This is a genomic window from Alysiella filiformis, from assembly GCF_014054525.1.
GTDB classification, from domain to species: Bacteria; Pseudomonadota; Gammaproteobacteria; order Burkholderiales; family Neisseriaceae; genus Simonsiella; species Simonsiella filiformis.
Genome location: NZ_CP059564.1, coordinates 1,318,343 through 1,340,618 on the forward strand (window position 1 = coordinate 1,318,343; position 22,276 = coordinate 1,340,618).

Sequence of the window (22,276 nt, forward strand, 5' to 3'; positions counted from 1 at the left end):
CTGCCTGAAAATCAATTTTCCATTTGTAAATACACTTGCAACAATGCCACGCCAATGATTAACAGCACCACCATAAAAATGGTTATCTTTGAAATGGCGGGCAATAATTGCACATGGGGTTGAAATACAATGCGTTTTTTAGCTTGGTAACGCAAAAAACTGGGTAGCAATAACATGATGGCGGTATAGGTAATCAAAATTAATATATCAATTCTTTTGCTGATTTGTGCTTGATTTAGCCACATGACACACATCCAATAGCCGCTTATCCATGCCGCAATAAATGCCCAAATTCGGAAAACTTGTTGCCAGTTAATTGGTATTTTAACATATTGATAGCGAGTGCCTTCTTTGTGCAAAATGCGTGCGCTGTATAAAGGGATAACTGGGATAAATGCCAATATTATCCAATAAGTTGAGGTGTATGAACCATCACTTTGATAATCACATTCACCGTAAAATGTTGTACCAAAACCATTGATTGATGACATGTTTTTCCTTTCCTTGATTAAAATGTTTTCTGAATTTTTCAGGCTGCCTGAATGCTTATCCCATTCTCCGCCAAAGCCTTGCGAATTTTATCGGCAAATTCAAGCGCGTGCAATCCATCGCCATGCAAACAAATGCTGTCCGCTTGCACCGCAACACGAGAACCGTCCACAGCCGTAACCGATTGTTCTTGCACCATTTGCAAAACCTGTGCCACCGCCTCATCATCGCTGGCGACCGTAGCGTCAGGGCGCGAACGCGGCACCAGCGAGCCGTCTGGCAAATAACGTCTGTCGGCAAACACTTCCGAAATCACGCCCAAACCTGCGTTTTGCGCTGCCTGAATGTGCAGGCTGCCTGAAAGCCCCATCAATTTCAATTTGGGGTTAAATTGTTGGATTGTTTCACAAATTAAATTTGCCAAATCAAGGTCTTGTGCCGATTGGTTGTACAACGCGCCATGCGGTTTCACATACGCCATTTCTACGCCAAAATGGTCGCACAAACTTTGCACCGCACCCAACTGATACAACAGCCAAGCGCGTAACTCGTGTGCTGGCAAATTCATGTTTTTTCTGCCGAAATTTTCACGGTCGGGAAAGCTGGGGTGTGCGCCCACGCGAACGCCATTTTGTTTTGCCCATTCAAGGGCTTGGGCGATTTCTTTCGCGCCACCTGCGTGTATGCCGCAACAAATATTGGCGGACGTTACGCGCTGCAACAAGGCTTCGTCCACCGCGAAACCTTCGGCTAAATCGGCGTTTAAATCCACTTGCATTTTTCTTTTCCTTTTAATGAGTTAGGGGTTTCAGGCTGCCTTTCGTTACCCTACAAAAATAAAATATTGCCCATAATCGTTGAAATACTGCCATCTACTCCTTCTCCTTTGGGAGAGGGAACAGGTGAGTGGCAAGTAAAAATTTGTAGGGTAATGGAATGCTGCCTGAACATCATTCGCCATAATGATAACGACAAGAGGCAATCAAAACACTTTCATTTTCAATGGCATAAATCAAACGATGTTCTTCATCAATCCGCCTAGACCAAAAGCCCGACAAATGAAAACGCAAAGGTTCGGGTTTGCCAATGCCGTCAAATGGTTCACGTTGAATGTCTTGGATTAAGAGATTGATACGTTTAAGGATTTTGCGGTCAGCAGTTTGCCAATAAACATAATCTTGCCATGCCGTTTCTGCGAAAATCAGTTTCATTCGGACAATTCCCGTTCCATGCCATTGCCGTTTTTAAGCTGTTGAATGGCTTGATTTAAACGTTGGGCATTCACGGGAGAACGCAGCAAATATGCCGTTTCTTCCAAAGAACGGTAATGTGCCAGCGACATCAACACGCAATCTTCATTGTTTTTTGTTCGCGTGATTAAGACAGGTTCATGATTTTGAACCACTTCTTGCATGGTTTTGGCGAGATTTTGACGTGCTTCTGAATAAGAAAGTGTGTGCATGATGATTCCTTAAATCAAAGTGGGGGCTTTTCAGATGTTTTATTGTACAATATTTTGTACAATTTTATCAAAAAATGGTTTCAGGCTGCCTGACTGGGTTCGCTGAAAAAATCTTCTTTTGTATAAAGCACATCGGGAAAATAATCCAACATGGTTTTTTCGCGTTTCAATATGGACAATGCCATTTCGTAAACCGTTTCAGGGGCAATCTCTTTGTTTGGAAAAGACATTTTGATGATTTTGCCTGAATAACTTTGTTTAATCACACAACTGGGGCGCATGATTAAATTGTGTTTTTCGGGCATATCGTGCGTTAAAGCGAAAATTTTTTCGTCCCACGCGCGCCAATTTTCATCGTCCAAATTCGGCTGACATTTGGGTGGTGGCGGACATTCTTTAATCGCCAAACGCTCGCATTCTTCCCAATAAGCCATTGATAAATCTTGCCAAAATAAACGATAGACATGCGAACCATAGCGAAAACACAACACGTCTGGCATACCAATAAGCGAAGGCGTTAAAAATAAACGGTTTTTCGGAATGGGTAAGCTGCCATAAGTGGCGTGTTTGCTGAATATTTTGGAAGATTGAATTTGGTTTTCGTATTTTATGTTTTTCATTTTTCAGGCTGCCTGAAATTCACACACGCACTTCATCAATCAAATCACTGATTTCATTTTCAAATTTTGCCGTATCGCGTTGCGCGGTGGGCGCACAATATTTCGCAAAATCAATATCATTGCTCATTGCCCACGCAAACCCAAACACGCCACACATCACAAAAAATTTCACCACATAATAAATGATTTTTGTGAATGAGTCGGTGGGCAAAAACAGCCAATCTGCCCCAAACCAAACCACCGCCAAAATCGCCATCATCAAAAACAATCGTGCCAAAACAATCAAAAAACCTTCAAATGAACCGATAAAATTGGGGTAACTCAATTTGGCTGGTGCTTGATAATTTTGATTAAGTGATTGATTTTCTAAATAAACAACTGAGTTTCGCCTTTCATCGTTCCACCAAACCACGATGATTTGATTATCAGGGCGACATGAAATTTGCCAATCGGTAAAATGAAATGAATGCTCTTGCCCAGTCGTTTCGTCCAATAAAAACAATTCTTCATGCACAAAAGTTTCGCTGCGAATGTGAACAGGGTCAATTTTGCCTTTCATCGTACCGCGCAGGCTGCCTGAACCGCCCAACAGCGACCCCGATGTTTTGCCTTTGATTTCGCCACCGCCACCGTAACCCGAAACCACCGTTTCCAAATCGCGGTTATTTGCCAATAATTTGCCTTTTAAAGCGTGGAGTTGAATGTGTTTTTGATGTGTGAATGACAATGAACGTGTGGCATACATAGTTGTTTTTCCTTATGATTTCACTTCCGCAATTTGCCTGATTTGATTCAAATACGCCCGATTGCGTTTTTTCAATTTTTGCGCCTCTTGCGGTGTGGCAATTTTGAAAAACACCTTGCTGCCAAAGCGAATTTGTGCCAACCGCCCCAAATCGCCAGCCGCCACCGTGGCGATTTTCGGATAACCGCCTGTGGTTTGCGTGTCTGCCATCAAAATAATCGGCTGACCGCTTGGCGGCACTTGCACCGTGCCAAATTGCACCGCGTGCGACAACATTTCCACATTTTTGGCGCGTTCCAGCACGCCACCGCCAAAACGGTAGCCCATGCGGTTGCTGTCGCTTTGCAGCGTCCAGCCGTTTTGCCAAAAGCGGAAATGCGCGTTGCGGTTGAATTGCCCGTATTCCGATGAGGGCAAGGCGTGAATGCGGTTGGTCAAAGCAATGGGCGCGATGCCGACTTTTTTCAGGCTGCCTGTGTCGCCCAAAACGCCCAATTTGTCGCCTTTTTGCAAACTTCTACCGTGAAATCCGCCAAATTGCGCTTTTAAATCGGTGGCTTTTGCGCCCAATATTTCGGGTACGTCCACGCCACCGTCCACGCACAAATAGCCGTACATGCCATGCACCGCGCGCACCAAACGCAAAGTTTGACCGCGTTTCGCGCTGTAACGCCAGTAGGAATGTACGGGTTCATCGTCCAAAAAGGCTTCGTAAATCGCGCCTGTGATGCAAAAGGGCATATCGCGGTCAAATTTCAGGCTCAATCCGCCCAAGGCGATTTCAATGGCGGCGGCATTTTCTTCGTTGTTTAACAAGATGTTGCCTGCTTTGAGTGCGAGTGTGTCCATTGCGCCTGCGTGCCCCACGCCATAACGCCGCCAACCGTATCGCCCCAAATCTTGTATGCTTGCCAATGCGTTGCATGATGTGATTTCTAACATTTTTGCTTATCCTGTTATTTTTAAAATTGTTTTCAGGCTGCCTGAAAATATGCGACCAATTTTAATCTTGCCACAAACCCACTCCCTCTCCTTTGGGAGAAGGCTGGGGAGCGGGAACAATCGTTGAACATCGCCAGTTTTCCCCTCTCCCTAACCCTCTCCCAAAGGAGAGGGGACAGGTTTGTGGTAATTTGACAGTTTCAGGCTGCCTGAAAACTCATTTCTCAATTTTTTCTGCGACAAAACGCACGGTATCGCCTGCGCTCAACACGGTGGGTGGGGTGGCGTTGGCATCAAATAAGGGCAAATGGGTGCGTCCCAAAATCTGCCAACCTGCTGGCGAGGCAAAGGGATAAACGCCCGTTTGCGCCCCACCTATGCCCACCGAGCCTGCTTCCACGCGCGTGCGCGGTGTGTCGTGGCGTGGGGTGTGCAAATGTTCAGGCAGCCCACCCAAATAGGGGAAACCTGCCTGAAAACCCATCATGAACACGGTGTAGGTGTATTTTGTGTGTTCTTCTACGATTTTTTCAATGGAAACATGGTGATATTGGGCAACGTCCGCCAAATCCATGCCAAATTCGCCACCGTAAATCACGGGAATGTCAACGTGTTTGCCTTGATAATGAGCGGCTTGGGTGTTGCCCCAAATGTGTTCCAGTTGATGAGAAAATTCAGTTAAATCAGCACCATAATCCATAAATACGGTAACGTTGTTCATGCCCACCACCACTTCGGCAACCGAGTTCAAATCTTGAATGTGGTCGGCAAAAGCCCAGAGTTTTTGCTGTTTTTCTAAATGCGCGGGCGGTTCTAGGGTGCAGACGAGCGCGTTTTCGCTGATTGGGTTAATTTTTATCATGATTTTGTGAGTTTGTGTTAATTGTTGATGTAGCGCAATGTAATGTTTTGTTCGGTGCTTGTCAATGCTTTTTCAGGCTGCCTGAATGCCATAAAAAAACGTGAAATACGCTTTTTAAAGCATATTTCACGTTTTTTGCGCCATTTTGGGCTGAAAATGCCCATTTAGCCCATTTAGCCCATTTCGCCAATCGCCAAATATTTCACTTCCAAATAATCGTCCATGCCATAAAAACTGCCTTCGCGCCCCAAACCCGATTGTTTCACACCGCCAAATGGCGCGGCGGCATTGGAAATCAAGCCCGTGTTCACGCCCACCATGCCGTATTCCAAACGCTCCGACACGCGCACGGTACGCGCCAAATCGCGGCTGTACAGATAAGCCGCCAAACCCACGTCCACCGCATTGGCGCGTTGTATCACTTCATCTTCATCATCAAAAATGAAAATGGGCGCAATGGGGGCGAAAATTTCTTCGGTGGTCAAACGCATTTCATCATGGGCATGGGCAATGACGGTAGGCTGATAAAATGTGCCTTGATGTGTGCCGCCTGTTTTCAGGCTGCCGCCTTTTGCCAGCGCGTCTGCCAGCAAATCGTTGGCGTGTTGCACCGCGTTTTCATTGACCAAGCAAGCCATTTGCGTTTGCTCGTCCAAAGGTTTGCCCACGCGCAAGTTTTGTGTGGCGGCAACAAATTGCTGCACAAATTCATCGTAAATGCCACGCTGAACGTAAATGCGGTTGGCGCATACGCAAGTTTGCCCTGCGTTGCGGAATTTGGCGACCATTGCCCCCAACACGGCTGCCTGAATGTCCGCGTCATCAAACACGATAAAAGGCGCGTTGCCGCCCAATTCCAGCGACACTTTTTTGATGGTGGAGGCGCATTGTGCCATCAGTTCGCGCCCCACTTCGGTTGAGCCTGTGAAACTGAATTTACGCACATCGGGGTGGGTGGTCAGCACTTTGCCTATGGCTTGGGCGTTGCCTGTGATGATGTTGAACACGCCATTGGGCAAACCTGCTTGTTGCGCCAAATCCGCCAAAGCCAATGCGGAAAAAGGCGTTTGCGATGCAGGGCGCAACACAAAGGTGCAACCAGCCGCCAAAGCAGGCGCAACTTTGCGCGTAATCATGGCGTTGGGGAAATTCCAAGGGGTAATCGCGGCACACACGCCTATGGGCTGTTTGATGACCACAATGCGTTGATTGGGGTTGAGGGCAGGAATGGTGTCGCCATAAACGCGCTTGGCTTCTTCGGCAAACCATTCTATGTAAGACGCGCCATAGTCAATTTCGCCACGCGCTTCGGCAATCGGTTTGCCCAATTCCAGCGACAACAAGTGTGCCAAATCTTCGCGGTTTGCCACAATCAAATCAAACCATTTGCGCAGGATTTTGCTGCGTTCGTTGGCGGATTTGTCGCGCCAAGCAGGGAGTGCAGCTTGGGCGGCAGCGATGGCGTGTTCGGTTTCGGCTGCGCCCATATTGGGGACGTGTCCCAAAGTTTCGCCTGTGGCTGGGTTGATAACGGCAATTTGGCTGCCTGAAAGGGCAGATTGCCATTGTCCGTTGATGTGGGCTTGGTGGTGGATAAATGGATTGGGCATGGTTTTTTCCTTGTTTTTTGTGGATAAGTTTTCAGGCAGCCTGAAAACGCATGGAAAAATGCTAGGGTGGACATTGTCCACCAAAAAATACAGTGAACCAAATACAAAATGGGACGTTATGTAGGGTGCAACTTGTTGCACCAAATTCATGTTTTATATCAGGAAAATGGTGCAACAAGTTGCACTCTACATTTTAATCAAAAATTTCAGGCAGCCTGAAAACGCATTCAGGCTGCCTGAAAAATCAATTAAATTGATGTTCCGCGCTCGGGAAACTTTTCGCTTTCACTTCGCGGACGTAGCTTTCTACGGCTGCCTGAATGCTGCTTTGCCCGTCCATGAAATTTTTGACGAATTTCGCCGTTTTGCCATTGAACACGCCCAACATATCGTGCATGACCAGCACTTGACCGTCCGTATCCACGCCTGCGCCAATGCCTATGGTGGGACAAGCCACGCGCTGTGTGATTTCACGCGCCAATGCGCTGGGGACGCATTCCATCAAAATCATGGACGCGCCAGCTTGCTCATGCGCCAAAGCGTCTGCCAATACCGCCGCCGCCGCATCGCCACGCCCCTGAACTTTGTAGCCGCCAAACACATTCACATATTGCGGTGTCAAGCCGATGTGGGCGCAAACGGGAATGGCGCGTTCTTGTAAAAAACGGGTGGTTTCTGCCATGATTGCGCCGCCTTCCAATTTGACCATGTGTGCGCCTGCTGCCATCAGTTTGGCTGATGATTCAAAGGCTTGCTCCTTGCTTTGCTGATACGCGCCAAAGGGCAAATCGGCAATAATCATCGCATTGGTGTTGCCACGCGCCACGGCTGCGGTGTGGTAACACATTTCGTCCAGCGTTACGGGCAGGGTGGACGATTTGCCCTGCACCGCCATACCCAGCGAATCGCCTACCAGCAGCATTTCCACGCCAGCACGGTTCATCAGCGCGGCAAAACTCGCGTCATAACAAGTGAGCATGGCAATTTTGTCGCCATGCGATTTCATTTCGCGTAATTTGTTGATATTTATCATTATTTGTTATTGTGAAAAATGGAAACCGCCATTATAACGTGTTTCAGGCAGCCTGAAAAAAGAAACGCCATTTGCCGTATTTTTCAAATGCGGCATTTGTTTTTCAGGCAGCCTGAAAATTCATTTTTCAAACAAAAACTGCTTACCATTGTGTGGATTTTTGGCTTTTGCATCGGCAAGCATTCGGAAAAAATCCAAATCATATTGATTGGACAATTTATCGGCACGTTTTTTCAATTTTTCCATGTTTAATTCGGGCATGAAATTGAACGCCAACACCGCCACATTGCCATGCGTGGCAGCAGGAATTTCCAACACACGATTGTGGAAAATGCCACGCAATCGCTGTAAAAACAAAGCATAACGTTTGTCGCCGCTCCACCAATTTGTGGCGAAAATGCCATTTTCACGCAAAGCAATGCGGCAATCGTGAAAGAAATTTTCGCCCACCAAATCATCAATAATTTGCACACCGTCAAAGCCGTCTACCAAAATGATGTCGGTTTGTTGTTGCAAAATTTGAATGTATTCTGCGCCATCTGCTTCGATGATTTGGAAATTTTGTCCTTCAAAATCAAGGCAAAATGAGGTACGCGCAATGTTAATCACTTGGGGATTGATTTCAATGGCGATTTGTTGGCTTTCAGGCAGCTTGGCGTGCAACCAACGTGCAAACGAACCGCCACCCAAGCCAATTTGTGTGATGTGGCGCGGCAGCTCTGGCGCAAACAGCAACCACGACATCATGGCGCGACTGTATGACAACACCAATTCGCTGGGGTTGTTGATGTTCATGGAACTTTGTATGGTGGGCGTGCCCAAATGCAGCGAGCGTATGTTGCCCAGTTCGGACACATTTGCATCGGGCAGGGTGTGGCGGAAAAATCGGCTGCGGCGAAAGGGGTGGGTCATGGTCAAAATCGCAAAGAAACAAAGCGACATTATAATGGATTTTGTTACAATGGCATTTTGTCTGCGCGAGAAAAATCATGACCCACGTTTTTGTGATGCAACACGCCCATTTTGCCCAAGCCGATTTGCGTGCCACCAAACAATTTTTCAGCCTGCCTGAAAATGGCGCGGGCGATGTGTGGCGCGTGCCTGTGCCGAGCGATTTCAGCCTGCCTGAAAATGTGGCGGCAGAATTGACCGCCGCACAATGCGATTTTGCCGTGTTGCCCGATTGGGCGTTTGGCGATGACGTGAAACTCATCGTCAGCGACATGGACAGCACGCTGATTACCATTGAATGCATTGATGAAATTGCCGCCCAAGCAGGTTTGAAAAACCAAGTTGCCGAAATCACCGAACGCGCCATGCGTGGCGAATTGGATTTTGAACAATCGCTGCGAAATCGCGTGGCTTTGCTGGCGGGGCTGCCTGAAAGTGCCTTGCAGCAAGTGTATGATAATACATTGACATTATCCGATGGTGCAGCATATTTATTGCGCGAATGCCATGAAAAAGGTGTGGCATTTGTGCTGGTGTCGGGTGGATTTACTTTTTTCACAGAAAAATTGAAAACGCGATTGGGTTTTCAGGCAGCCTTTGCCAATGAATTGGAAATTGAGAACGGTGTTTTGACGGGGCGCGTATTGGGCGATGTGATAGACGCACAAGCCAAAGCACGGATTTTGCAACAATTTCACGCGAAAATTGGCGGAAAAGCGGTGGCGATTGGCGATGGTGCAAACGATATTCCGATGTTGCAAGCGGCGGATTTGGGCGTGGCGTTTCATGCCAAAGCCAAAACACGCCAAGCGGCAGATGTGTGCATCAATTTTGGCGGTTTAGATGCGTTGAGAAAGTGGTTCAGATGATTCAGGCAGCCTGAAAATGATGCAGCAGTCCGTTGCATGATTTCCTTTTTTAGCCAATGCGCTTTACATCAATTTAATCAACAGGAAACAAAATGTCCGTCCCCGAATATTTACAAAACATTCGCATTGTATTGAGCCGCACCAGCCACCCTGCCAACATCGGCGCAGCAGCACGCGCCATGAAAACCATGGGGTTGAGCCAACTGGTTTTGGTTGCCCCCAATCTCATGCAAACGCCCATGACACCTGAACCACCTGAATTTTCAGCCGAAAATGCTGCCGATTTTAAGCTGCCCGAAGAAAGTTTCATACTCGCCTCGGGCGCGGTGGACGTGTTGGAAAACGCCAAAATCCTTGCCACCTTGCCCGAAGCCTTGACGGGAACGGTGTTGAGTTGCGCCCTAACCAGCCGCCGCCGTGAACTCACCACGCCTTTGCAAACGCCACGCGAACTCACGCCCAGCTTGCTTGCCGCGGCGCAAAATGGACAGCAAGTTGCGCTGGTGTTTGGCAACGAAACCTTTGGTTTGAGCATAGACGAAGTGCAGCATTGCAATCGCCTGATGACGATTTCGGGCAACCCCAATTATTTTTCGCTGAATTTGGCGCAGGCGGTGCAAGTGGTGTGCTACGAATTGTTCAGCCAAGTGAATGCGGATATGTCGCACCTGATTCCCGAGCGCAATCTTGCCACCGCCGACCAAGTGGCAGGCATGGTGCAACATCTTGAACAAACAATGGAAAATTTGGATTTTTTCCACAAACGCAACCAAGAACGCATGGTACGCCGTTTGCATTCGCTGTTTAATCGGGCGGACACGACCACCGAAGACATTGATATTTTGCGCGGATTTTTCAATAAAGTGCAGCAAAAAATGAATCAAAATCATGAAAAATGAATTTCAGGCATTCTTACAGTACACGACATTTTTTGATATTGCCACAAACCTGCCCCCTCCCCCTATGTAAGGGGGAGGGCTGGGGTGGGGGTTAGAAACGCAACGAGCCACCCCCACCCTAACCCTCCCCCGCCAGCAGGGGAGGTTGCAGACAGCCTGAAAGATTTTTGTCGTGTACTGAAAGGTGGTATGAAAAAACAAACAGAAAGGAAGTTGCCATGAAAAAACAAATGATTACCATCTGGATTGCCAGCGCGTTTTTGGCAGCCTGTGGTGGACAGCACGAATCGCAGCCGATTGCCGTACAACAAACAGCAGCAGCCGAAACCAGCATGAGTGCCGATGCCAACACGCCCGGCGCAAGTGCATCGGCTGTGGCAGCTTATGTGGCGAACACCGAGCAAGCAAGCCAGCAAAATCCGCAAGTCATTGAAAATAAATTGACCAATCCGCCAACCGAAGTTGCCACGCACACGTTGCCTTCACACCGCCCATTTGTGGTCAGCGCGGATTTGACGTTCCGCACCGATGATGTTCGCAAAACTTCGGTGGCGATTGAACAGCTTGCCGTGCAGTATGGTGGATTTGTCGTTTCCAATCAAACGCATAGTACCATCATCGCCCATGATGCTTTCAAACAATCAGACGGTATGTTGTTGAATATTGAGCGTTATGTGAGTTCTGCCGATTTGATTGTGCGTGTGCCGCGTGATAAAGCGCAGGTGTTTTTGCATGGTTTGCAGCCGCATATCACATTGTTGGAAAAGCAAAATTATGAGGCACAAGACATTTTCGTCAATATGCAGCGTGAAATTTTGACCGCCCAACGCGAGCAGCAAAAAGCCCAAGCCTTGCAGCAGTTGAATCAACAAGCCACGCCCAAAATCGCCGACCACAGCGACAAAGAACGCACCATTGAAAACCAATTTGCCGCGCGTGAACGTGAAGATGAGGCGAAAATGCAACAATTTGAATTGAAAGATAAAGTGGATTATGCCACCGTCAATTTGCATTTCAGCCAGCCTGAAAATGTGATGAAATCGGTGCTGACCGACAGCGAATCTTTGGCAAAACAATATCGCGAACCGATGTGGTTGAGCGTGAAACACGCGCTGATTGCCAGTGGGCATTTTTTGTTTGAATTGTTTTTGCTGTTTGTGAAAACGTGGTTTGTGTGGTTGGGCGCGTTGGCGGCGTGGTATTTGTGGCGCAAACGCGATTCATCGCCGAAAAAATAATCGTTTTGGCAAAAAATGCTGCCTGAAAAAACATTTTAAGGTTTTCAGGCAGCATTTTTTTCATGATTTCAATTCAATTATTGCGATTTTTGATTGAATAACCATTGTTGCAACAAATCTTCGTCCACAATTTTCAAGTAGGCGGTATGCGGTTCGGCTGCCTGAACCGTCAATTCGGTGTGGCGCAACACGCCTTCGCGGAAAAAATGCAACACATGCACATCGCCCACCGCCGTTTGCGTTTGTGCGGCAAAGTCTGTACAAGCTAAACCATTGACGGCAATGATTTTGTCATTGGGTTTGAGTGTGGCTTCTTCTGCGCTGCTGCCTGAAAAAACGTGGGAAATGACCGCGCCATCTTTGTTTTGCGTGTAGCGGCAGCCCAGTTCGGCTTGTGGTGCGAAATCGGGAAATTCGCTGACCAATTTGCCGTTGCCCGAGCTGCGGTTTTCAGGCAGCCAGCGCAATTCAATGCCTGCTTGACGCAAACACATTGCCAAAGGCAAATCTTCGGTGCTGTATAAGCCGTAGTTGAAAAAATCGTTTAAAGTCAATCCTGTGTATTCGCTGGCAAGGGTTTGCCATTCGCCTTCTTGGGTGCCTGCGCCTGTGTCCAAAAAGCGTTGGTAGAGATTTTGCATCACAAAATCAAGGCTGTATTCGCTGTTCTCACGAATCACCAAATCCAAGCACAGGGCAAACAATGCGCCATGTTGGTAGTAGCTGGTGATGGCATTGGGCGAATTTTCGTCTTGTTTGTAATATTTGTGCCACGCGGCAAAGCTGGATTGTGCCAAACTTTGCCATTTGCGCCCTGCGTTGCGTTGAACGCGCGTCATGGTGTTTGCCAATAAATTCAAATAATTGCTGACTGAAATCACGCCACTGCGTACCAAAGTCAAATCGTCATAATATGATGTGATGCCTTCGTATGCCCACAGTTGTTCGGTGTAGGTTTCTTTTTCCAAATCATAGGGTTGGAATACGGTTGGTTTGAAGGATTTGACATTCCATGCGTGAAAATATTCGTGTGCGATTAAGCCCAGTAATTCGGTGTAGGCGGCGTTGGCTTCGCCCATGTTGTAGGCAGGCAGGGCTTTGCGGTCGGCGTGCAGGGCGGTGCTGCTGATGTGTTCCAAGCCACCGTAAATGCCATCGCCCAAATACAGTAAAAACAAATAGTGCGTGAATGGGGTAGGGCGCGGAAACAGGTCAATTTCGTATTCGCAAATGCGTTGGCAGTCGTCTATCAGGCGTTGGCGGTCAAAATCGCGGTAGTAGCCGCTCAATGCGATGAAATGCGGTATGCTGTGTGCCTCAAAACGCAAAATTTCAATGTGTTCGCCCATTTCTATGGGGTGGTCGGTCAATTCGGCGTAGCTGGTTGCCTGAAAATGCGTTTCGCTGATGCGTGGCAGGGTGCTGACGATTTGCCAATTTTCAGGCAGCCCCGCCAATTCCACTTCGTGTACTTCATTTTGGCGATGGGGTGCATACAAAAACAAACACGCACCATCAATGAAACCACGCTGCGTGTCCAACAGGCTGGCGCGTACCGACAAATCGTTGGCATACACCGCATAATGCACCACATAATGACCGTCTTGGTCGGGTAATTGCCAAGTGTTTTTGTCCAGTTGATACATTTCGCAGTCTTCGCCATTGCAGGCAGCCTGAAAGCCCAAAATGTGTCGCGAAAAATCCCGAATCATGTAGCTGCCCGCCACCCAGTTTGCCAATTTGAGCAAATTGGGGCTGCCAGCAATGTGGTCAAACGACAAAGTAATGTGCCAAATGTGTTGTTGCGGTTGGGGGATAAGTGTGTAGTGGAACATAAATCAATCCAATTAAAATAAAAAATGATGTGTGGGAAACAAACCGATTTTGCACCCAAAATTGTGTTAAAAAAACGTAAAAATCGCTTGATTTGATATTTATCAAGTGGTGCCAGCGCAAATTTGGCTAATCTTGCACAAAAAATGCCGTAAAGCCGTTTCAGGCAGCCTGAAAACGCTGTTTTACCATTATTTTACTTGGTAGGAAAGACCGTTTTGTTTTAAAATGCTAAATTAAGTTATCTGAATGGTGCATTAAGTTTACACAATTTGGATAAAAATGAAGAGAATTGGGTGATGCTTGGGTGCAATATTTTGATACACAAGCAGAAATCCATCAAACCAAACGCCATATAAATGGAGACTTTTTTCATGGAAACGCAAACTTACAACTACAAAGTGGTGCGCCAGTTCGCCATCATGACGGTAGTTTGGGGCATAGTCGGTATGTTGGTGGGCGTGATTGCCGCCGCACAGCTTTACTGGCCAGCCTTAAACTTGTCAGACGTTGCGCCTTGGTTCCACTTTGGACGCATTCGCCCACTGCATACCAATGCCGTGATTTTCGCCTTTGGCGGTTGTGGCTTATTTGCCACGTCTTATTATGTCGTGCAACGAACGTGTAATGTTCGTTTGTTTGGCGGCAATATTTTGCCAGCAATTACCTTTTGGGGCTGGCAACTCATCATTGTTCTGGCGGTGATTACCCTGCCTTTGGGCTACACATCGGGTAAAGAATACGCCGAATTGGAATGGCCAATTGACATTTTGCTGACCATTATTTGGGTTGTTTATGCAGTGGTGTTTTTTGGTACGATTTCCAATCGCAAAATCAAACACATTTATGTGGCAAACTGGTTTTATGGCGCATTTATTTTAGCCGTTGCGTTGTTGCATATTGTGAACAGTATGGCGATTCCCGCAGGTTGGTTCAAATCCTACTCAGTGTACTATGGCGCGATTGATGCCATGGTGCAATGGTGGTACGGTCATAATGCCGTGGGTTTCTTCTTAACTGCCGCATTTTTGGGCATGATGTACTATTTCGTACCCAAACAAGCAGGTCGTCCCGTTTACTCCTACCGTTTGTCGGTGGTGCATTTTTGGGCATTGATTTTTACCTATATGTGGGCAGGTCCTCACCACTTGCACTACACCGCATTGCCTGATTGGACACAATCTTTGGGTATGGTATTGTCCATTATCCTGTTTGCCCCATCTTGGGGTGGCATGATTAACGGCATCATGACCCTGTCTGGCGCATGGCACAAATTGCGCACCGACCCCATTTTGAAATTCTTGGTGGTGTCTTTATCATTCTACGGTATGTCCACATTTGAAGGACCCATGATGTCCATCAAATCCGTGAACGCATTGAGCCACTACACCGACTGGACAGTGGGACACGTTCACTCTGGCGCATTGGGTTGGGTGGGCTTTGTTACCATCGGTTCCATCTACTACCTCGTACCCCGTTTGTACGGTCAAAAAGAAATGTACAGCACCAAATTGATTGACGTGCATTTCTGGATTGCCACTTTGGGCGTGGTGTTGTACATCACATCAATGTGGGTGTCGGGTGTAACACAAGGCATCATGTGGAGCCAATTGAACCCAGACGGCACATTAACCCACTCTTTTGTGGCATCAGTTAGCCGTTCTATGCCTTTCTATTTCATTCGTTTCTTGGGTGGCGCGTTCTATGTAAGCGGCATGGTTATCATGGCGTACAATGTGTATCGCACCATCACGCGGGGTAAACCTGTGGAAGCGGAAATCCCTGCTTTGACACAATCTCAACACCACTAAACAGAAAGTAGGCGATTAAAAATGAAATTACAACCATTAGTTGAAGAAAAAGTGGGTTTTTTGATTGTATTCACATTGATTGTGATTAGCTTTGGTTTGTTGGTGCAAATTGTTCCCCTGTTTGCCAGTAAGGAAGTGATTACCCCAACCGAAGGTGTCAAACCCTATAATGCTTTACAGGTAGCAGGACGCGACATTTATGTGCGTGAAGGCTGCTACAACTGCCATTCACAACAAGTTCGCCCTTTCCGTGCCGAAACCGAACGTTACGGACACTACTCTGTGGCAGGCGAATCGGTTTACGACCACCCATTCCAATGGGGTTCCAAACGCACAGGTCCTGACTTGGCGCGTGTGGGCGGTCGCTATTCCGATGAATGGCATCGCATTCACTTGCTCAATCCACGCGATGTTGTGCCAGAATCCAATATGCCAGCCTTCCCATGGTTGGCGCGCAATAAAGTGGACGCAGATGAAGTGGTTCGCCACATGAAAGCCTTGAATAAAGTGGGCGTACCCTACACCGAGGAAGATTATGCCAAAGCAGCCGATGAGCTGAAAAACAAATCTGAATTGGACGCTGTGGTTGCCTATCTGCAAGGTTTGGGTTTGGCATTGAAAAATAAAAGGTAAAACATCATGGAATTGATTTGGGCAAAGGTATTGTTTACCGTTATCGTATTTATGAGTTTTTTATTGGTGCTGTTGATTGTGTTCAACAAGCGCAATAAGGGCAACTACAATCATGCTGCACACAGCATCATTGACGACCCCGATACACCAGAACCTGCCCAAATCAAACCTGATAACGGAGCAAAATAATGGAATCACAATTCACTTCCCCCTTTTGGCACTATTATATTGTTGCCATTGTCGTAGGCAGTATCATCTGGATTGTTTGGCTTTTGCTGTCGCAAAACGTGGTCAAAGTGAAAAAAGGTGAAGATGTTAAAACCATGGGGCATTCGTGGGACGGTATTGAAGAATACAACAACCCCTTGCCACGTTGGTGGTTTTATATGTTCATCATGACCATCCTTTTTGGTATTGGCTACTTGGTTTTTTACCCTGGTTTGGGCGATTTCAAGGGCATTGGTTTCAATGGAAAAACTTGGAGCAGCGTGAGCCAATATCAAGATGAAATGAAAAAAGCCGAAGCGGAAACGGGCGCATTGTATGCCAAATATTCGGGCATGAGCGTTACCGAGGCTGCACAAAATGTTGAAGCCATGACCATGGGTAAAAACCTGTTTGATACTTATTGTATTCAATGCCATGGTTCGGACGCGCAAGGTTCACGCGGTTTCCCCAATTTGACCGATACAGACTGGCTTTATGGTGGTACGCCTGAACACATTCAGGAAACCATTACCAAAGGTCGTTTGGGTGTGATGGCAGCATGGGGACCTGTGTTGGGCGAAGAGCGTGTGCGTGATGCGGCGCATTTCGTGATGTCTTTGTCGGGTCGTGAGCATAATGAAGAGCGTGCCATTCGCGGTAAAGAGATTTTTGCTGCAAATTGTGCCGTGTGTCATGGTGCTGATGGCAGTGGCAATCAAGGCATGGCACCGAATTTGACCGATGATGTTTGGTTGTGGAATGGCAGCGAAAAAGGCATCATTGAAACCATTACAGGTGGTCGCCATAACCAAATGCCTGCTTGGGAAGGTTTCTTGACCAAAGAGAAAATCCACTTGCTGACTGCTTATGTTTGGGGTAAATCACACCCAGAAGGCAAAGCCTTGCCAACCGATACCAAAAATGCGGTTCGTGGCGTGGCACCTGCTGAGGAACAAGCGGCAAAAGCAGAACCTGTTGCTGAGCCTGCTCCTGTTGCTGCAAGCCCTGCCGAGGCGGTTTCAGCCAGCCCTGCGGTGGAGGCGGCGGTTTCTGAACCTGCTGTGGAAGACAAAGCCCCTGTTGCGGCTGATAAAGCCAGCGTGGTAAACGAAAACGGTGTGGTGAAATTCTATTTCGCTACTGCCAAGAGCGATGTGGCTCCCGAAGCCGACAAAGTGGCAGCCGAAATCGTGAAAGCCGCCAAAGCAGGCAAAAAACTGGTCATCAGTGGTTTTACCGACAGCACAGGCAATGCGGAAAGCAATGCCAAATTGTCCAAAAAACGTGCCGAAGCGGTACAGGCTTTCTTGAAAAAGCAAGGCGTGAAAGCGGAAAGCATGGAATTGCGTAAACCTGAAAACAGCACAGGTGGCAAAGGCGATAATGCCGAAGGTCGCCGCGTTGAAGTGAAAATTGAAGGTTAAAACAATTCGTTTGAAAAAAGAAAAAAGCTGCCTGAAAACGTTTCAGGCAGCTTTTTCTGTGGGTAAAAATAGTGTAAAATTTGTCCGTTTAATTGTTTGGCTCAATTCAACGGCACAAGCGTTGTGTTAATCCGATAAAATGTTGTTTTTACACAAAACCGCATTTTCAGGCAGCCTGAAAACAGTTTTTCCGATAACCGTTTTCCCATTTATTTTTTGCAAAAGGAAAAGAAATGCAAGTTTTTTACGATAAAGATGCCGATTTGTCTTTGATTAAAGGTAAAACTGTTGCCATTATTGGCTATGGTTCGCAAGGTCATGCCCACGCTGCGAATTTGAAAGATTCGGGTGTGAATGTGGTGATTGGTTTGCGTCAAGGCACATCTTGGAACAAGGCTGTGGCGGCTGGTTTTGAAACTTTGAGCGTTGCCGAAGCCACCCAAAAAGCCGATGTGGTGATGATTTTGTTGCCCGATGAAAATCAACCCGTTGTTTACAAAAATGAAATTGCGCCCAATTTGAAAGAAGGCGCGGCTTTGGCGTTTGCTCATGGCTTTAACATTCACTACAACCAAATCGTGCCACCCAAAAATGTGGACGTGATTATGGTTGCACCCAAAGGCCCGGGTCATACCGTACGCAGCGAATTTTTGAAAGGCGGCGGTGTGCCATCTTTGATTGCGGTTTACCAAGATGCAACTGGCAAAGCCCGCGACATTGCCTTGTCTTACGCGGCAGCCAACGGTGGCACCAAAGGTGGCGTGATTGAAACCAATTTCCGCGAAGAAACCGAAACCGACTTGTTCGGCGAACAAGCCGTATTGTGCGGTGGTGCGGTTGAATTGGTAAAATGCGGCTTTGAAACTTTGGTTGAAGCAGGCTATGCACCTGAAATGGCTTATTTTGAGTGCTTACACGAACTGAAATTGATTGTGGATTTGATGTACGAAGGCGGCATTGCCAATATGAACTACTCCATTTCCAACAATGCGGAATATGGCGAGTACGTTACTGGCGTGGAAGTGATTACACCTGCCACCAAAGAAGCGATGAAAAAAGCCTTGTACCGCATTCAATCTGGCGAATATGCCAAAATGTTCATTCAAGAAGGCGCAACCAACTATGCCAGCATGACCGCGCGTCGCCGCTTGACTGCTGACCATCAAATTGAAAAAGTGGGCGCACAATTGCGTAGCATGATGCCTTGGATTGCCAAAAACAAATTGGTAGACCAAGACAAAAACTAATCGGATTGAAGCAGGCTGCCTGAAAAAGTGATTTGGTTTCAGGCAGCTTTTTTACTTATTTAAATGAGAAATGTTATCAAATCTTATTGCCAAGCAACTTTAATTTGCCAATGAGGTTGCTGGGCAATAAGTTAAGACTTTGATAGAAGAGAAAATTTAAATGAAATTGGACATCATTATTCCATGTTATAACGCCGAATCAACCTTAAAACGCGCGGTATTGAGCTGCATCATGCAACCTGAATTGAACCAACTGTGGCTGGTTGATGATGGTTCAACCGACAATACTTGGCGTTTGATTCAGCAACTGGCGGCGGAATATCCGCAAATTCGTGCTGAAAGGCTGCCTGAAAACGGTGGTGTGGCGCGGGCGCGAAATTGGGGGGCATTGCAAAGCGAGGCGGATTTAATCGCATTTTTGGATGCCGATGACGCTTATGAAAATGGGGCGTTGGCGGCAGCGTATTTTTCTTTTCAACATTTTGATTATTTGGGATTGATTCGCTTGAAAGTCAAACCCGTTGGCTTGTCGGAACGCTATGCCCAGCACGAAAAAATTGACCATGCGTGGCGCATTTTGGAAATGACGGTGGGCGGCAATATGGTGTTTCGCCGACATTTTTTCTTGGCATGTGGTGGCTTTCCGCGCAATGAATTGTTTAAGCAATTTGGTGGCGAAGACGGTGCTTTGGGTTTGGCAACCACCTACAACAGCGTGGTGGGGACTTTGTTTGGCGAAAATGAACCAGGGGTGTTGCACTATTGCCGCGATGGTATGCACGCTGAACGTTTGTTGGAGGCGTTTTTGTACGATTTGCACGACCCGCGCATCACGCAAACCGATAAAGATGAGGCGGATTCGGTAACGCAAAACATTGGTACGCAGTTGCAGGGTTTGAAAACGATTTTGTCGGTGGCGCAATCTGGCATTATGCCTTTGCAAGTGAGCCGTGAATAAGTCAAGCTGCCTGAAAACATTTTCAGGCAGCTTTATTTTTAAATGAATGAACTGTATTTTAAACCACTATTTGATTTGCAAAGTGTGGGTGCTGACCATTTGGCTCATTTCCCACGATTGCCAGCGCGACTCGTAGCGTGTACCGCCCGTTTGTAAATGGCGGCAGCCTATGGCTTCATTGGGGCGTACGGCAAGGTTAATCGGTTGAACAAAAAGGCAAATTTGATAAGTGTGTTGATGATGGGGCAGCAGCAGCACATCGCCCGATTTCAGCCTGCCTGATGTGATGGCGATGGGACTGGGGTGCAACACAATCAGATTGGTGCTGGGGTCGGATTTGCCTGTGAGTTCAAAGGGGTGGGCTTTGGATACGAATAAATTTTTGATGTTGTTGCCCATTTCCACCAAAATTTTGGAAGTGTGCCACAATTTTTGTTTGGCAAGCGAAAAAATTTCAACGGCACGTTTTTGCACGCGCTTGGAAAGACGATTGCCCAGCCAGCTATTGCCGCTTTGCAAGTCTTTGATAGAAATCCAGCCTTCGGCGGTTTCCAATTCAATGCGGTCGTGGGGTGGGCGGGACAAGGGTTTCTCCAAAAAATCACATTTTAAGCTGCTGTTACCGTGTAGCAAAATATGTGCCAAATTTCAAAAAGGCTGCCTGAAAATGCGTTCAGGCAGCCAAATTCTAACATATTGCGTTTTAAATTTGAATTAACGTCTTGCCAATACAGCAATATTCAAATATTGCTTCACGCCTTCGGCAATGGCTTGTGCCACTTTTTGGCGAAAATCGGTGGAACGCAACAGGGCTTCATCTTCGGCATTGGACAAAAACGCCGTTTCCACCAAAATGGACGGAATTTCAGGCGTACGCAACACCACAAAATTGGCTTGAATCACTTCGGTTTTGGCTTTGTTGAATTTGCCAAGTTGATTCAGCACCAAACGCCCCAAACGCAAACTGTCGTTAATCGTTTGATTTTGCATCATGTCCACCAAAACGCTATTGACATCTTTGTTGTGGCTCATTTCAATGCCGCCGATGATGTCGGATTCGTTTTGGCTTTCAGCCAGCAGGCGTGCGGCTTCATCGGTTGCGCCTTTTGCGCTTAATGCGTAAACGCCTGTGCCACGCGCATTGGGGTTGTTTTTAACCGAATCGGCGTGTATGGAAATGAACAAATCGGCTTGGGCTTTTTTTGCCATTTCGGTGCGTTTTTTGAGTGGAATGAACACGTCTTCATTGCGCGTCATTTTGACGATGTAGCCCAATTCTTCCAATTTGGTTTTGGCAAGGCGAGCGATTGCCAGCACCACATCTTTTTCTTTCAAACCATTGGGGCTGATGGCACCGGGGTCTTCGCCGCCGTGTCCTGCATCAACCATGATGATGGGACGGCGTTTTTGGGGTTGAATGGCATCGGGTTCGCTGGCTTTTTTATCGTCTTTTTTGTCGTCTTTTTGGGCGATTTGGGGTGGGGCTTTTTTGTCGTTGGCTTTGGCTTGCTCCTGTTTTTTGCCGTTGAGCAATGCCAAAATGGGGTCATCGTCTGCGCCATAGGCGGGGTAGATGTCCATGACCATGCGGTGCTTGAAATTGGCAACGGGATTGAGCAAAAACACCTGTGGCAATGTGGGGGCTTTCAAATCCACCACCACGCGCACGGTTTGGCTGTCTTTTTGTCCTACGCGAATGTTGCTGACGTAGGGGTCTGATTTTTGAACTTTTTTGCCCAAGTTGATTAAAATGTCGCTCATTGCCACGTTTTCAATGTCCACCACCAAACGGTGGGGTTTTTCCAGTGTGAACGATTTGAATTTGACTTTATTGGGCGATTCCAAAGTAATGCGTGTGTAGGCTTGGGCGGGCCAAATTCGCGCGGCGATGAAGGTGTTGGGGGTGGTGTTGGCAAATGCAGGCAGGCTGAAAACCAAGCTGCCAGCAGATGCACCCAATAATTGACGGCGACTCAATTCTGCCATGATTGTAAACTCCAAATACCATGATTGCTGTGGGCAGACACGGTGCAAACTCGCCCCGAGCCTTGTGTGGAAAATGTGAAAATCAAATCGGCGGCAGGCACATATTCGCCGCCTTGTTGCGCCCATTCAATTAAAGCGATGTGGCTGCCTGAAAACAAATCGTCCAAACCCGCATCGTGCCATTCTTCGGGCGAAGTGAAACGATACAAATCAAAATGATGAATGGTTTTTTCAGGCAGGTTGTAACTTTCTACAATGGCGTAGGTGGGGCTTTTGACCGTACCTTGGTGTCCCAAGCCGCGCAATAAACCGCGTGTGAATGTGGTCTTGCCCGCCCCCAAATCGCCCGACAAATACACCACACACGGCGCACGCAAATGTTGCGCCCATGACGCGCCAAAATCCAAGGTGGCATTTTCGTCTGTTAAAAAAGTCTGTTGCGCCATTGCCTTATCTC

24 protein-coding genes are annotated in these 22,276 nt (G+C 47.3%); 9 read left to right on the forward strand and 15 right to left on the reverse strand.

Annotated elements, in window-relative coordinates; genetic code table 11:
- Positions 1 to 11: 11 nt before the first annotated feature.
- From H3L97_RS06510 to H3L97_RS06560, 11 genes are all read right to left on the reverse strand, one after another.
- Entirely contained in the window at positions 12 to 491 is a 480-nt protein-coding gene (locus H3L97_RS06510) for a hypothetical protein (RefSeq protein WP_097113564.1), read from the reverse strand.
- 38 nt (positions 492 to 529) lie between these two features.
- Positions 530 to 1,267 carry a 5-oxoprolinase subunit PxpA gene (gene pxpA, locus H3L97_RS06515; RefSeq protein WP_097113563.1) on the reverse strand — a complete coding sequence of 246 codons (738 nt, stop codon included), beginning with the start codon at positions 1,265 to 1,267 and terminating at the stop codon, positions 530 to 532.
- A gap of 172 nt (positions 1,268 to 1,439) precedes the next feature.
- Positions 1,440 to 1,700: a Txe/YoeB family addiction module toxin gene (locus H3L97_RS06520; protein WP_097113562.1), complete on the reverse strand. Its 261-nt coding sequence runs from the start codon at positions 1,698 to 1,700 to the stop codon at positions 1,440 to 1,442.
- A complete protein-coding gene (gene yefM / locus H3L97_RS06525; RefSeq protein ID WP_097113561.1) occupies positions 1,697 to 1,951 on the reverse strand; it encodes a YoeB-YefM toxin-antitoxin system antitoxin YefM in 255 nt (84 codons plus the stop codon). Before yefM ends, H3L97_RS06520 begins: the two co-directional genes overlap by 4 nt.
- 80 nt (positions 1,952 to 2,031) lie before the next feature.
- Positions 2,032 to 2,571, reverse strand: coding sequence for a hypothetical protein (locus H3L97_RS06530; protein ID WP_097113560.1), 540 nt, complete (start codon positions 2,569 to 2,571; stop codon positions 2,032 to 2,034).
- Positions 2,572 to 2,590: 19 nt separating this feature from the next.
- Positions 2,591 to 3,316, reverse strand: coding sequence for a hypothetical protein (locus H3L97_RS06535; RefSeq protein ID WP_097113559.1), 726 nt, complete (start codon positions 3,314 to 3,316; stop codon positions 2,591 to 2,593).
- Between the two features lie 12 nt (positions 3,317 to 3,328).
- Positions 3,329 to 4,258 (reverse strand): 5-oxoprolinase subunit C family protein, encoded by a 930-nt coding sequence (locus tag H3L97_RS06540; protein WP_097113558.1) that lies wholly within the window; start codon positions 4,256 to 4,258, stop codon positions 3,329 to 3,331.
- 217 nt (positions 4,259 to 4,475) lie between these two features.
- Entirely contained in the window at positions 4,476 to 5,120 is a 645-nt protein-coding gene (pxpB, locus tag H3L97_RS06545) for a 5-oxoprolinase subunit PxpB (protein ID WP_097113557.1), read from the reverse strand.
- A gap of 173 nt (positions 5,121 to 5,293) precedes the next feature.
- Complete coding sequence (locus tag H3L97_RS06550; protein ID WP_097113668.1) at positions 5,294 to 6,730, reverse strand: NAD-dependent succinate-semialdehyde dehydrogenase; 1,437 nt, start codon at positions 6,728 to 6,730, stop codon at positions 5,294 to 5,296.
- A gap of 244 nt (positions 6,731 to 6,974) precedes the next feature.
- Positions 6,975 to 7,763: a 3-methyl-2-oxobutanoate hydroxymethyltransferase gene (gene panB / locus H3L97_RS06555; protein WP_097113556.1), complete on the reverse strand. Its 789-nt coding sequence runs from the start codon at positions 7,761 to 7,763 to the stop codon at positions 6,975 to 6,977.
- 120 nt (positions 7,764 to 7,883) lie between these two features.
- Positions 7,884 to 8,675: a polyamine aminopropyltransferase gene (locus H3L97_RS06560; protein WP_097113667.1), complete on the reverse strand. Its 792-nt coding sequence runs from the start codon at positions 8,673 to 8,675 to the stop codon at positions 7,884 to 7,886.
- Between the two features lie 77 nt (positions 8,676 to 8,752).
- Between H3L97_RS06560 and serB the strand changes: the two genes are divergently transcribed.
- From serB to H3L97_RS06575, 3 genes are all read left to right on the forward strand, one after another.
- A complete protein-coding gene (gene serB / locus H3L97_RS06565) occupies positions 8,753 to 9,583 on the forward strand; it encodes a phosphoserine phosphatase SerB (RefSeq protein ID WP_097113555.1) in 831 nt (276 codons plus the stop codon).
- A 92-nt stretch (positions 9,584 to 9,675) separates the two neighbouring features.
- The gene (locus H3L97_RS06570; RefSeq protein ID WP_097113554.1) at positions 9,676 to 10,482 is read left to right on the forward strand and encodes an RNA methyltransferase; all 807 of its coding nucleotides are present in this window, start codon (positions 9,676 to 9,678) and stop codon (positions 10,480 to 10,482) included.
- Between the two features lie 218 nt (positions 10,483 to 10,700).
- The gene (locus tag H3L97_RS06575; protein ID WP_097113553.1) at positions 10,701 to 11,720 is read left to right on the forward strand and encodes a DUF4349 domain-containing protein; all 1,020 of its coding nucleotides are present in this window, start codon (positions 10,701 to 10,703) and stop codon (positions 11,718 to 11,720) included.
- 77 nt (positions 11,721 to 11,797) lie between these two features.
- Here the strand turns inward: H3L97_RS06575 and H3L97_RS06580 are convergent, their stop codons facing one another.
- Positions 11,798 to 13,555, reverse strand: a complete 1,758-nt coding sequence (locus H3L97_RS06580) for a M61 family metallopeptidase (RefSeq protein ID WP_097113552.1) — start codon at positions 13,553 to 13,555, stop codon at positions 11,798 to 11,800.
- Between the two features lie 372 nt (positions 13,556 to 13,927).
- Between H3L97_RS06580 and ccoN the strand changes: the two genes are divergently transcribed.
- The 6 genes from ccoN to H3L97_RS06610 all read left to right on the forward strand — a co-directional run bounded on the left by ccoN (position 13,928) and on the right by H3L97_RS06610 (position 19,833).
- Positions 13,928 to 15,364, forward strand: a complete 1,437-nt coding sequence (ccoN, locus tag H3L97_RS06585; protein ID WP_179655772.1) for a cytochrome-c oxidase, cbb3-type subunit I — start codon at positions 13,928 to 13,930, stop codon at positions 15,362 to 15,364.
- Positions 15,365 to 15,385: 21 nt separating this feature from the next.
- Positions 15,386 to 15,997 carry a cytochrome-c oxidase, cbb3-type subunit II gene (gene ccoO, locus H3L97_RS06590; protein ID WP_097113550.1) on the forward strand — a complete coding sequence of 204 codons (612 nt, stop codon included), beginning with the start codon at positions 15,386 to 15,388 and terminating at the stop codon, positions 15,995 to 15,997.
- A gap of 6 nt (positions 15,998 to 16,003) precedes the next feature.
- Positions 16,004 to 16,186, forward strand: a complete 183-nt coding sequence (locus tag H3L97_RS06595) for a cbb3-type cytochrome oxidase subunit 3 (protein ID WP_097113549.1) — start codon at positions 16,004 to 16,006, stop codon at positions 16,184 to 16,186.
- Positions 16,186 to 17,628, forward strand: coding sequence for a cytochrome-c oxidase, cbb3-type subunit III (gene ccoP, locus H3L97_RS06600; protein ID WP_097113548.1), 1,443 nt, complete (start codon positions 16,186 to 16,188; stop codon positions 17,626 to 17,628). Before H3L97_RS06595 ends, ccoP begins: the two co-directional genes overlap by 1 nt.
- 233 nt (positions 17,629 to 17,861) lie before the next feature.
- Positions 17,862 to 18,875, forward strand: a complete 1,014-nt coding sequence (gene ilvC / locus H3L97_RS06605; protein WP_097113547.1) for a ketol-acid reductoisomerase — start codon at positions 17,862 to 17,864, stop codon at positions 18,873 to 18,875.
- Between the two features lie 160 nt (positions 18,876 to 19,035).
- Positions 19,036 to 19,833 carry a glycosyltransferase family 2 protein gene (locus H3L97_RS06610; RefSeq protein ID WP_097113546.1) on the forward strand — a complete coding sequence of 266 codons (798 nt, stop codon included), beginning with the start codon at positions 19,036 to 19,038 and terminating at the stop codon, positions 19,831 to 19,833.
- A 66-nt stretch (positions 19,834 to 19,899) separates the two neighbouring features.
- Here the strand turns inward: H3L97_RS06610 and H3L97_RS06615 are convergent, their stop codons facing one another.
- The 3 genes from H3L97_RS06615 to tsaE form a co-directional block, all read right to left on the reverse strand.
- On the reverse strand, positions 19,900 to 20,418 hold the full coding sequence (locus H3L97_RS06615; protein WP_143269092.1) for a hypothetical protein: 519 nt from the start codon (positions 20,416 to 20,418) through the stop codon (positions 19,900 to 19,902).
- A 129-nt stretch (positions 20,419 to 20,547) separates the two neighbouring features.
- A complete protein-coding gene (locus tag H3L97_RS06620; protein ID WP_097113544.1) occupies positions 20,548 to 21,819 on the reverse strand; it encodes an N-acetylmuramoyl-L-alanine amidase in 1,272 nt (423 codons plus the stop codon).
- Positions 21,807 to 22,265, reverse strand: coding sequence for a tRNA (adenosine(37)-N6)-threonylcarbamoyltransferase complex ATPase subunit type 1 TsaE (gene tsaE / locus H3L97_RS06625; protein ID WP_097113543.1), 459 nt, complete (start codon positions 22,263 to 22,265; stop codon positions 21,807 to 21,809). The genes H3L97_RS06620 and tsaE overlap by 13 nt, the downstream gene beginning before the upstream one ends.
- Between the last annotated feature and the right edge of the window lie 11 nt (positions 22,266 to 22,276).

What these genes read in the sequence shown, in the direction of transcription:
- H3L97_RS06510 (WP_097113564.1), bottom strand. Translation starts at nt 491, where the DNA reads ATGTCATCAATCAATGGTTTTGGTACAACATTTTACGGTGAATGTGAT.
- pxpA (WP_097113563.1), bottom strand. Translation starts at nt 1,267, where the DNA reads ATGCAAGTGGATTTAAACGCCGATTTAGCCGAAGGTTTCGCGGTGGAC.
- H3L97_RS06520 (WP_097113562.1), bottom strand. Translation starts at nt 1,700, where the DNA reads ATGAAACTGATTTTCGCAGAAACGGCATGGCAAGATTATGTTTATTGG.
- yefM (WP_097113561.1), bottom strand. Translation starts at nt 1,951, where the DNA reads ATGCACACACTTTCTTATTCAGAAGCACGTCAAAATCTCGCCAAAACC.
- H3L97_RS06530 (WP_097113560.1), bottom strand. Translation starts at nt 2,571, where the DNA reads ATGAAAAACATAAAATACGAAAACCAAATTCAATCTTCCAAAATATTC.
- H3L97_RS06535 (WP_097113559.1), bottom strand. Translation starts at nt 3,316, where the DNA reads ATGTATGCCACACGTTCATTGTCATTCACACATCAAAAACACATTCAA.
- H3L97_RS06540 (WP_097113558.1), bottom strand. Translation starts at nt 4,258, where the DNA reads ATGTTAGAAATCACATCATGCAACGCATTGGCAAGCATACAAGATTTG.
- pxpB (WP_097113557.1), bottom strand. Translation starts at nt 5,120, where the DNA reads ATGATAAAAATTAACCCAATCAGCGAAAACGCGCTCGTCTGCACCCTA.
- H3L97_RS06550 (WP_097113668.1), bottom strand. Translation starts at nt 6,730, where the DNA reads ATGCCCAATCCATTTATCCACCACCAAGCCCACATCAACGGACAATGG.
- panB (WP_097113556.1), bottom strand. Translation starts at nt 7,763, where the DNA reads ATGATAAATATCAACAAATTACGCGAAATGAAATCGCATGGCGACAAA.
- H3L97_RS06560 (WP_097113667.1), bottom strand. Translation starts at nt 8,675, where the DNA reads ATGACCCACCCCTTTCGCCGCAGCCGATTTTTCCGCCACACCCTGCCC.
- serB (WP_097113555.1), top strand. Translation starts at nt 8,753, where the DNA reads ATGACCCACGTTTTTGTGATGCAACACGCCCATTTTGCCCAAGCCGAT.
- H3L97_RS06570 (WP_097113554.1), top strand. Translation starts at nt 9,676, where the DNA reads ATGTCCGTCCCCGAATATTTACAAAACATTCGCATTGTATTGAGCCGC.
- H3L97_RS06575 (WP_097113553.1), top strand. Translation starts at nt 10,701, where the DNA reads ATGAAAAAACAAATGATTACCATCTGGATTGCCAGCGCGTTTTTGGCA.
- H3L97_RS06580 (WP_097113552.1), bottom strand. Translation starts at nt 13,555, where the DNA reads ATGTTCCACTACACACTTATCCCCCAACCGCAACAACACATTTGGCAC.
- ccoN (WP_179655772.1), top strand. Translation starts at nt 13,928, where the DNA reads ATGGAAACGCAAACTTACAACTACAAAGTGGTGCGCCAGTTCGCCATC.
- ccoO (WP_097113550.1), top strand. Translation starts at nt 15,386, where the DNA reads ATGAAATTACAACCATTAGTTGAAGAAAAAGTGGGTTTTTTGATTGTA.
- H3L97_RS06595 (WP_097113549.1), top strand. Translation starts at nt 16,004, where the DNA reads ATGGAATTGATTTGGGCAAAGGTATTGTTTACCGTTATCGTATTTATG.
- ccoP (WP_097113548.1), top strand. Translation starts at nt 16,186, where the DNA reads ATGGAATCACAATTCACTTCCCCCTTTTGGCACTATTATATTGTTGCC.
- ilvC (WP_097113547.1), top strand. Translation starts at nt 17,862, where the DNA reads ATGCAAGTTTTTTACGATAAAGATGCCGATTTGTCTTTGATTAAAGGT.
- H3L97_RS06610 (WP_097113546.1), top strand. Translation starts at nt 19,036, where the DNA reads ATGAAATTGGACATCATTATTCCATGTTATAACGCCGAATCAACCTTA.
- H3L97_RS06620 (WP_097113544.1), bottom strand. Translation starts at nt 21,819, where the DNA reads ATGGCAGAATTGAGTCGCCGTCAATTATTGGGTGCATCTGCTGGCAGC.
- tsaE (WP_097113543.1), bottom strand. Translation starts at nt 22,265, where the DNA reads ATGGCGCAACAGACTTTTTTAACAGACGAAAATGCCACCTTGGATTTT.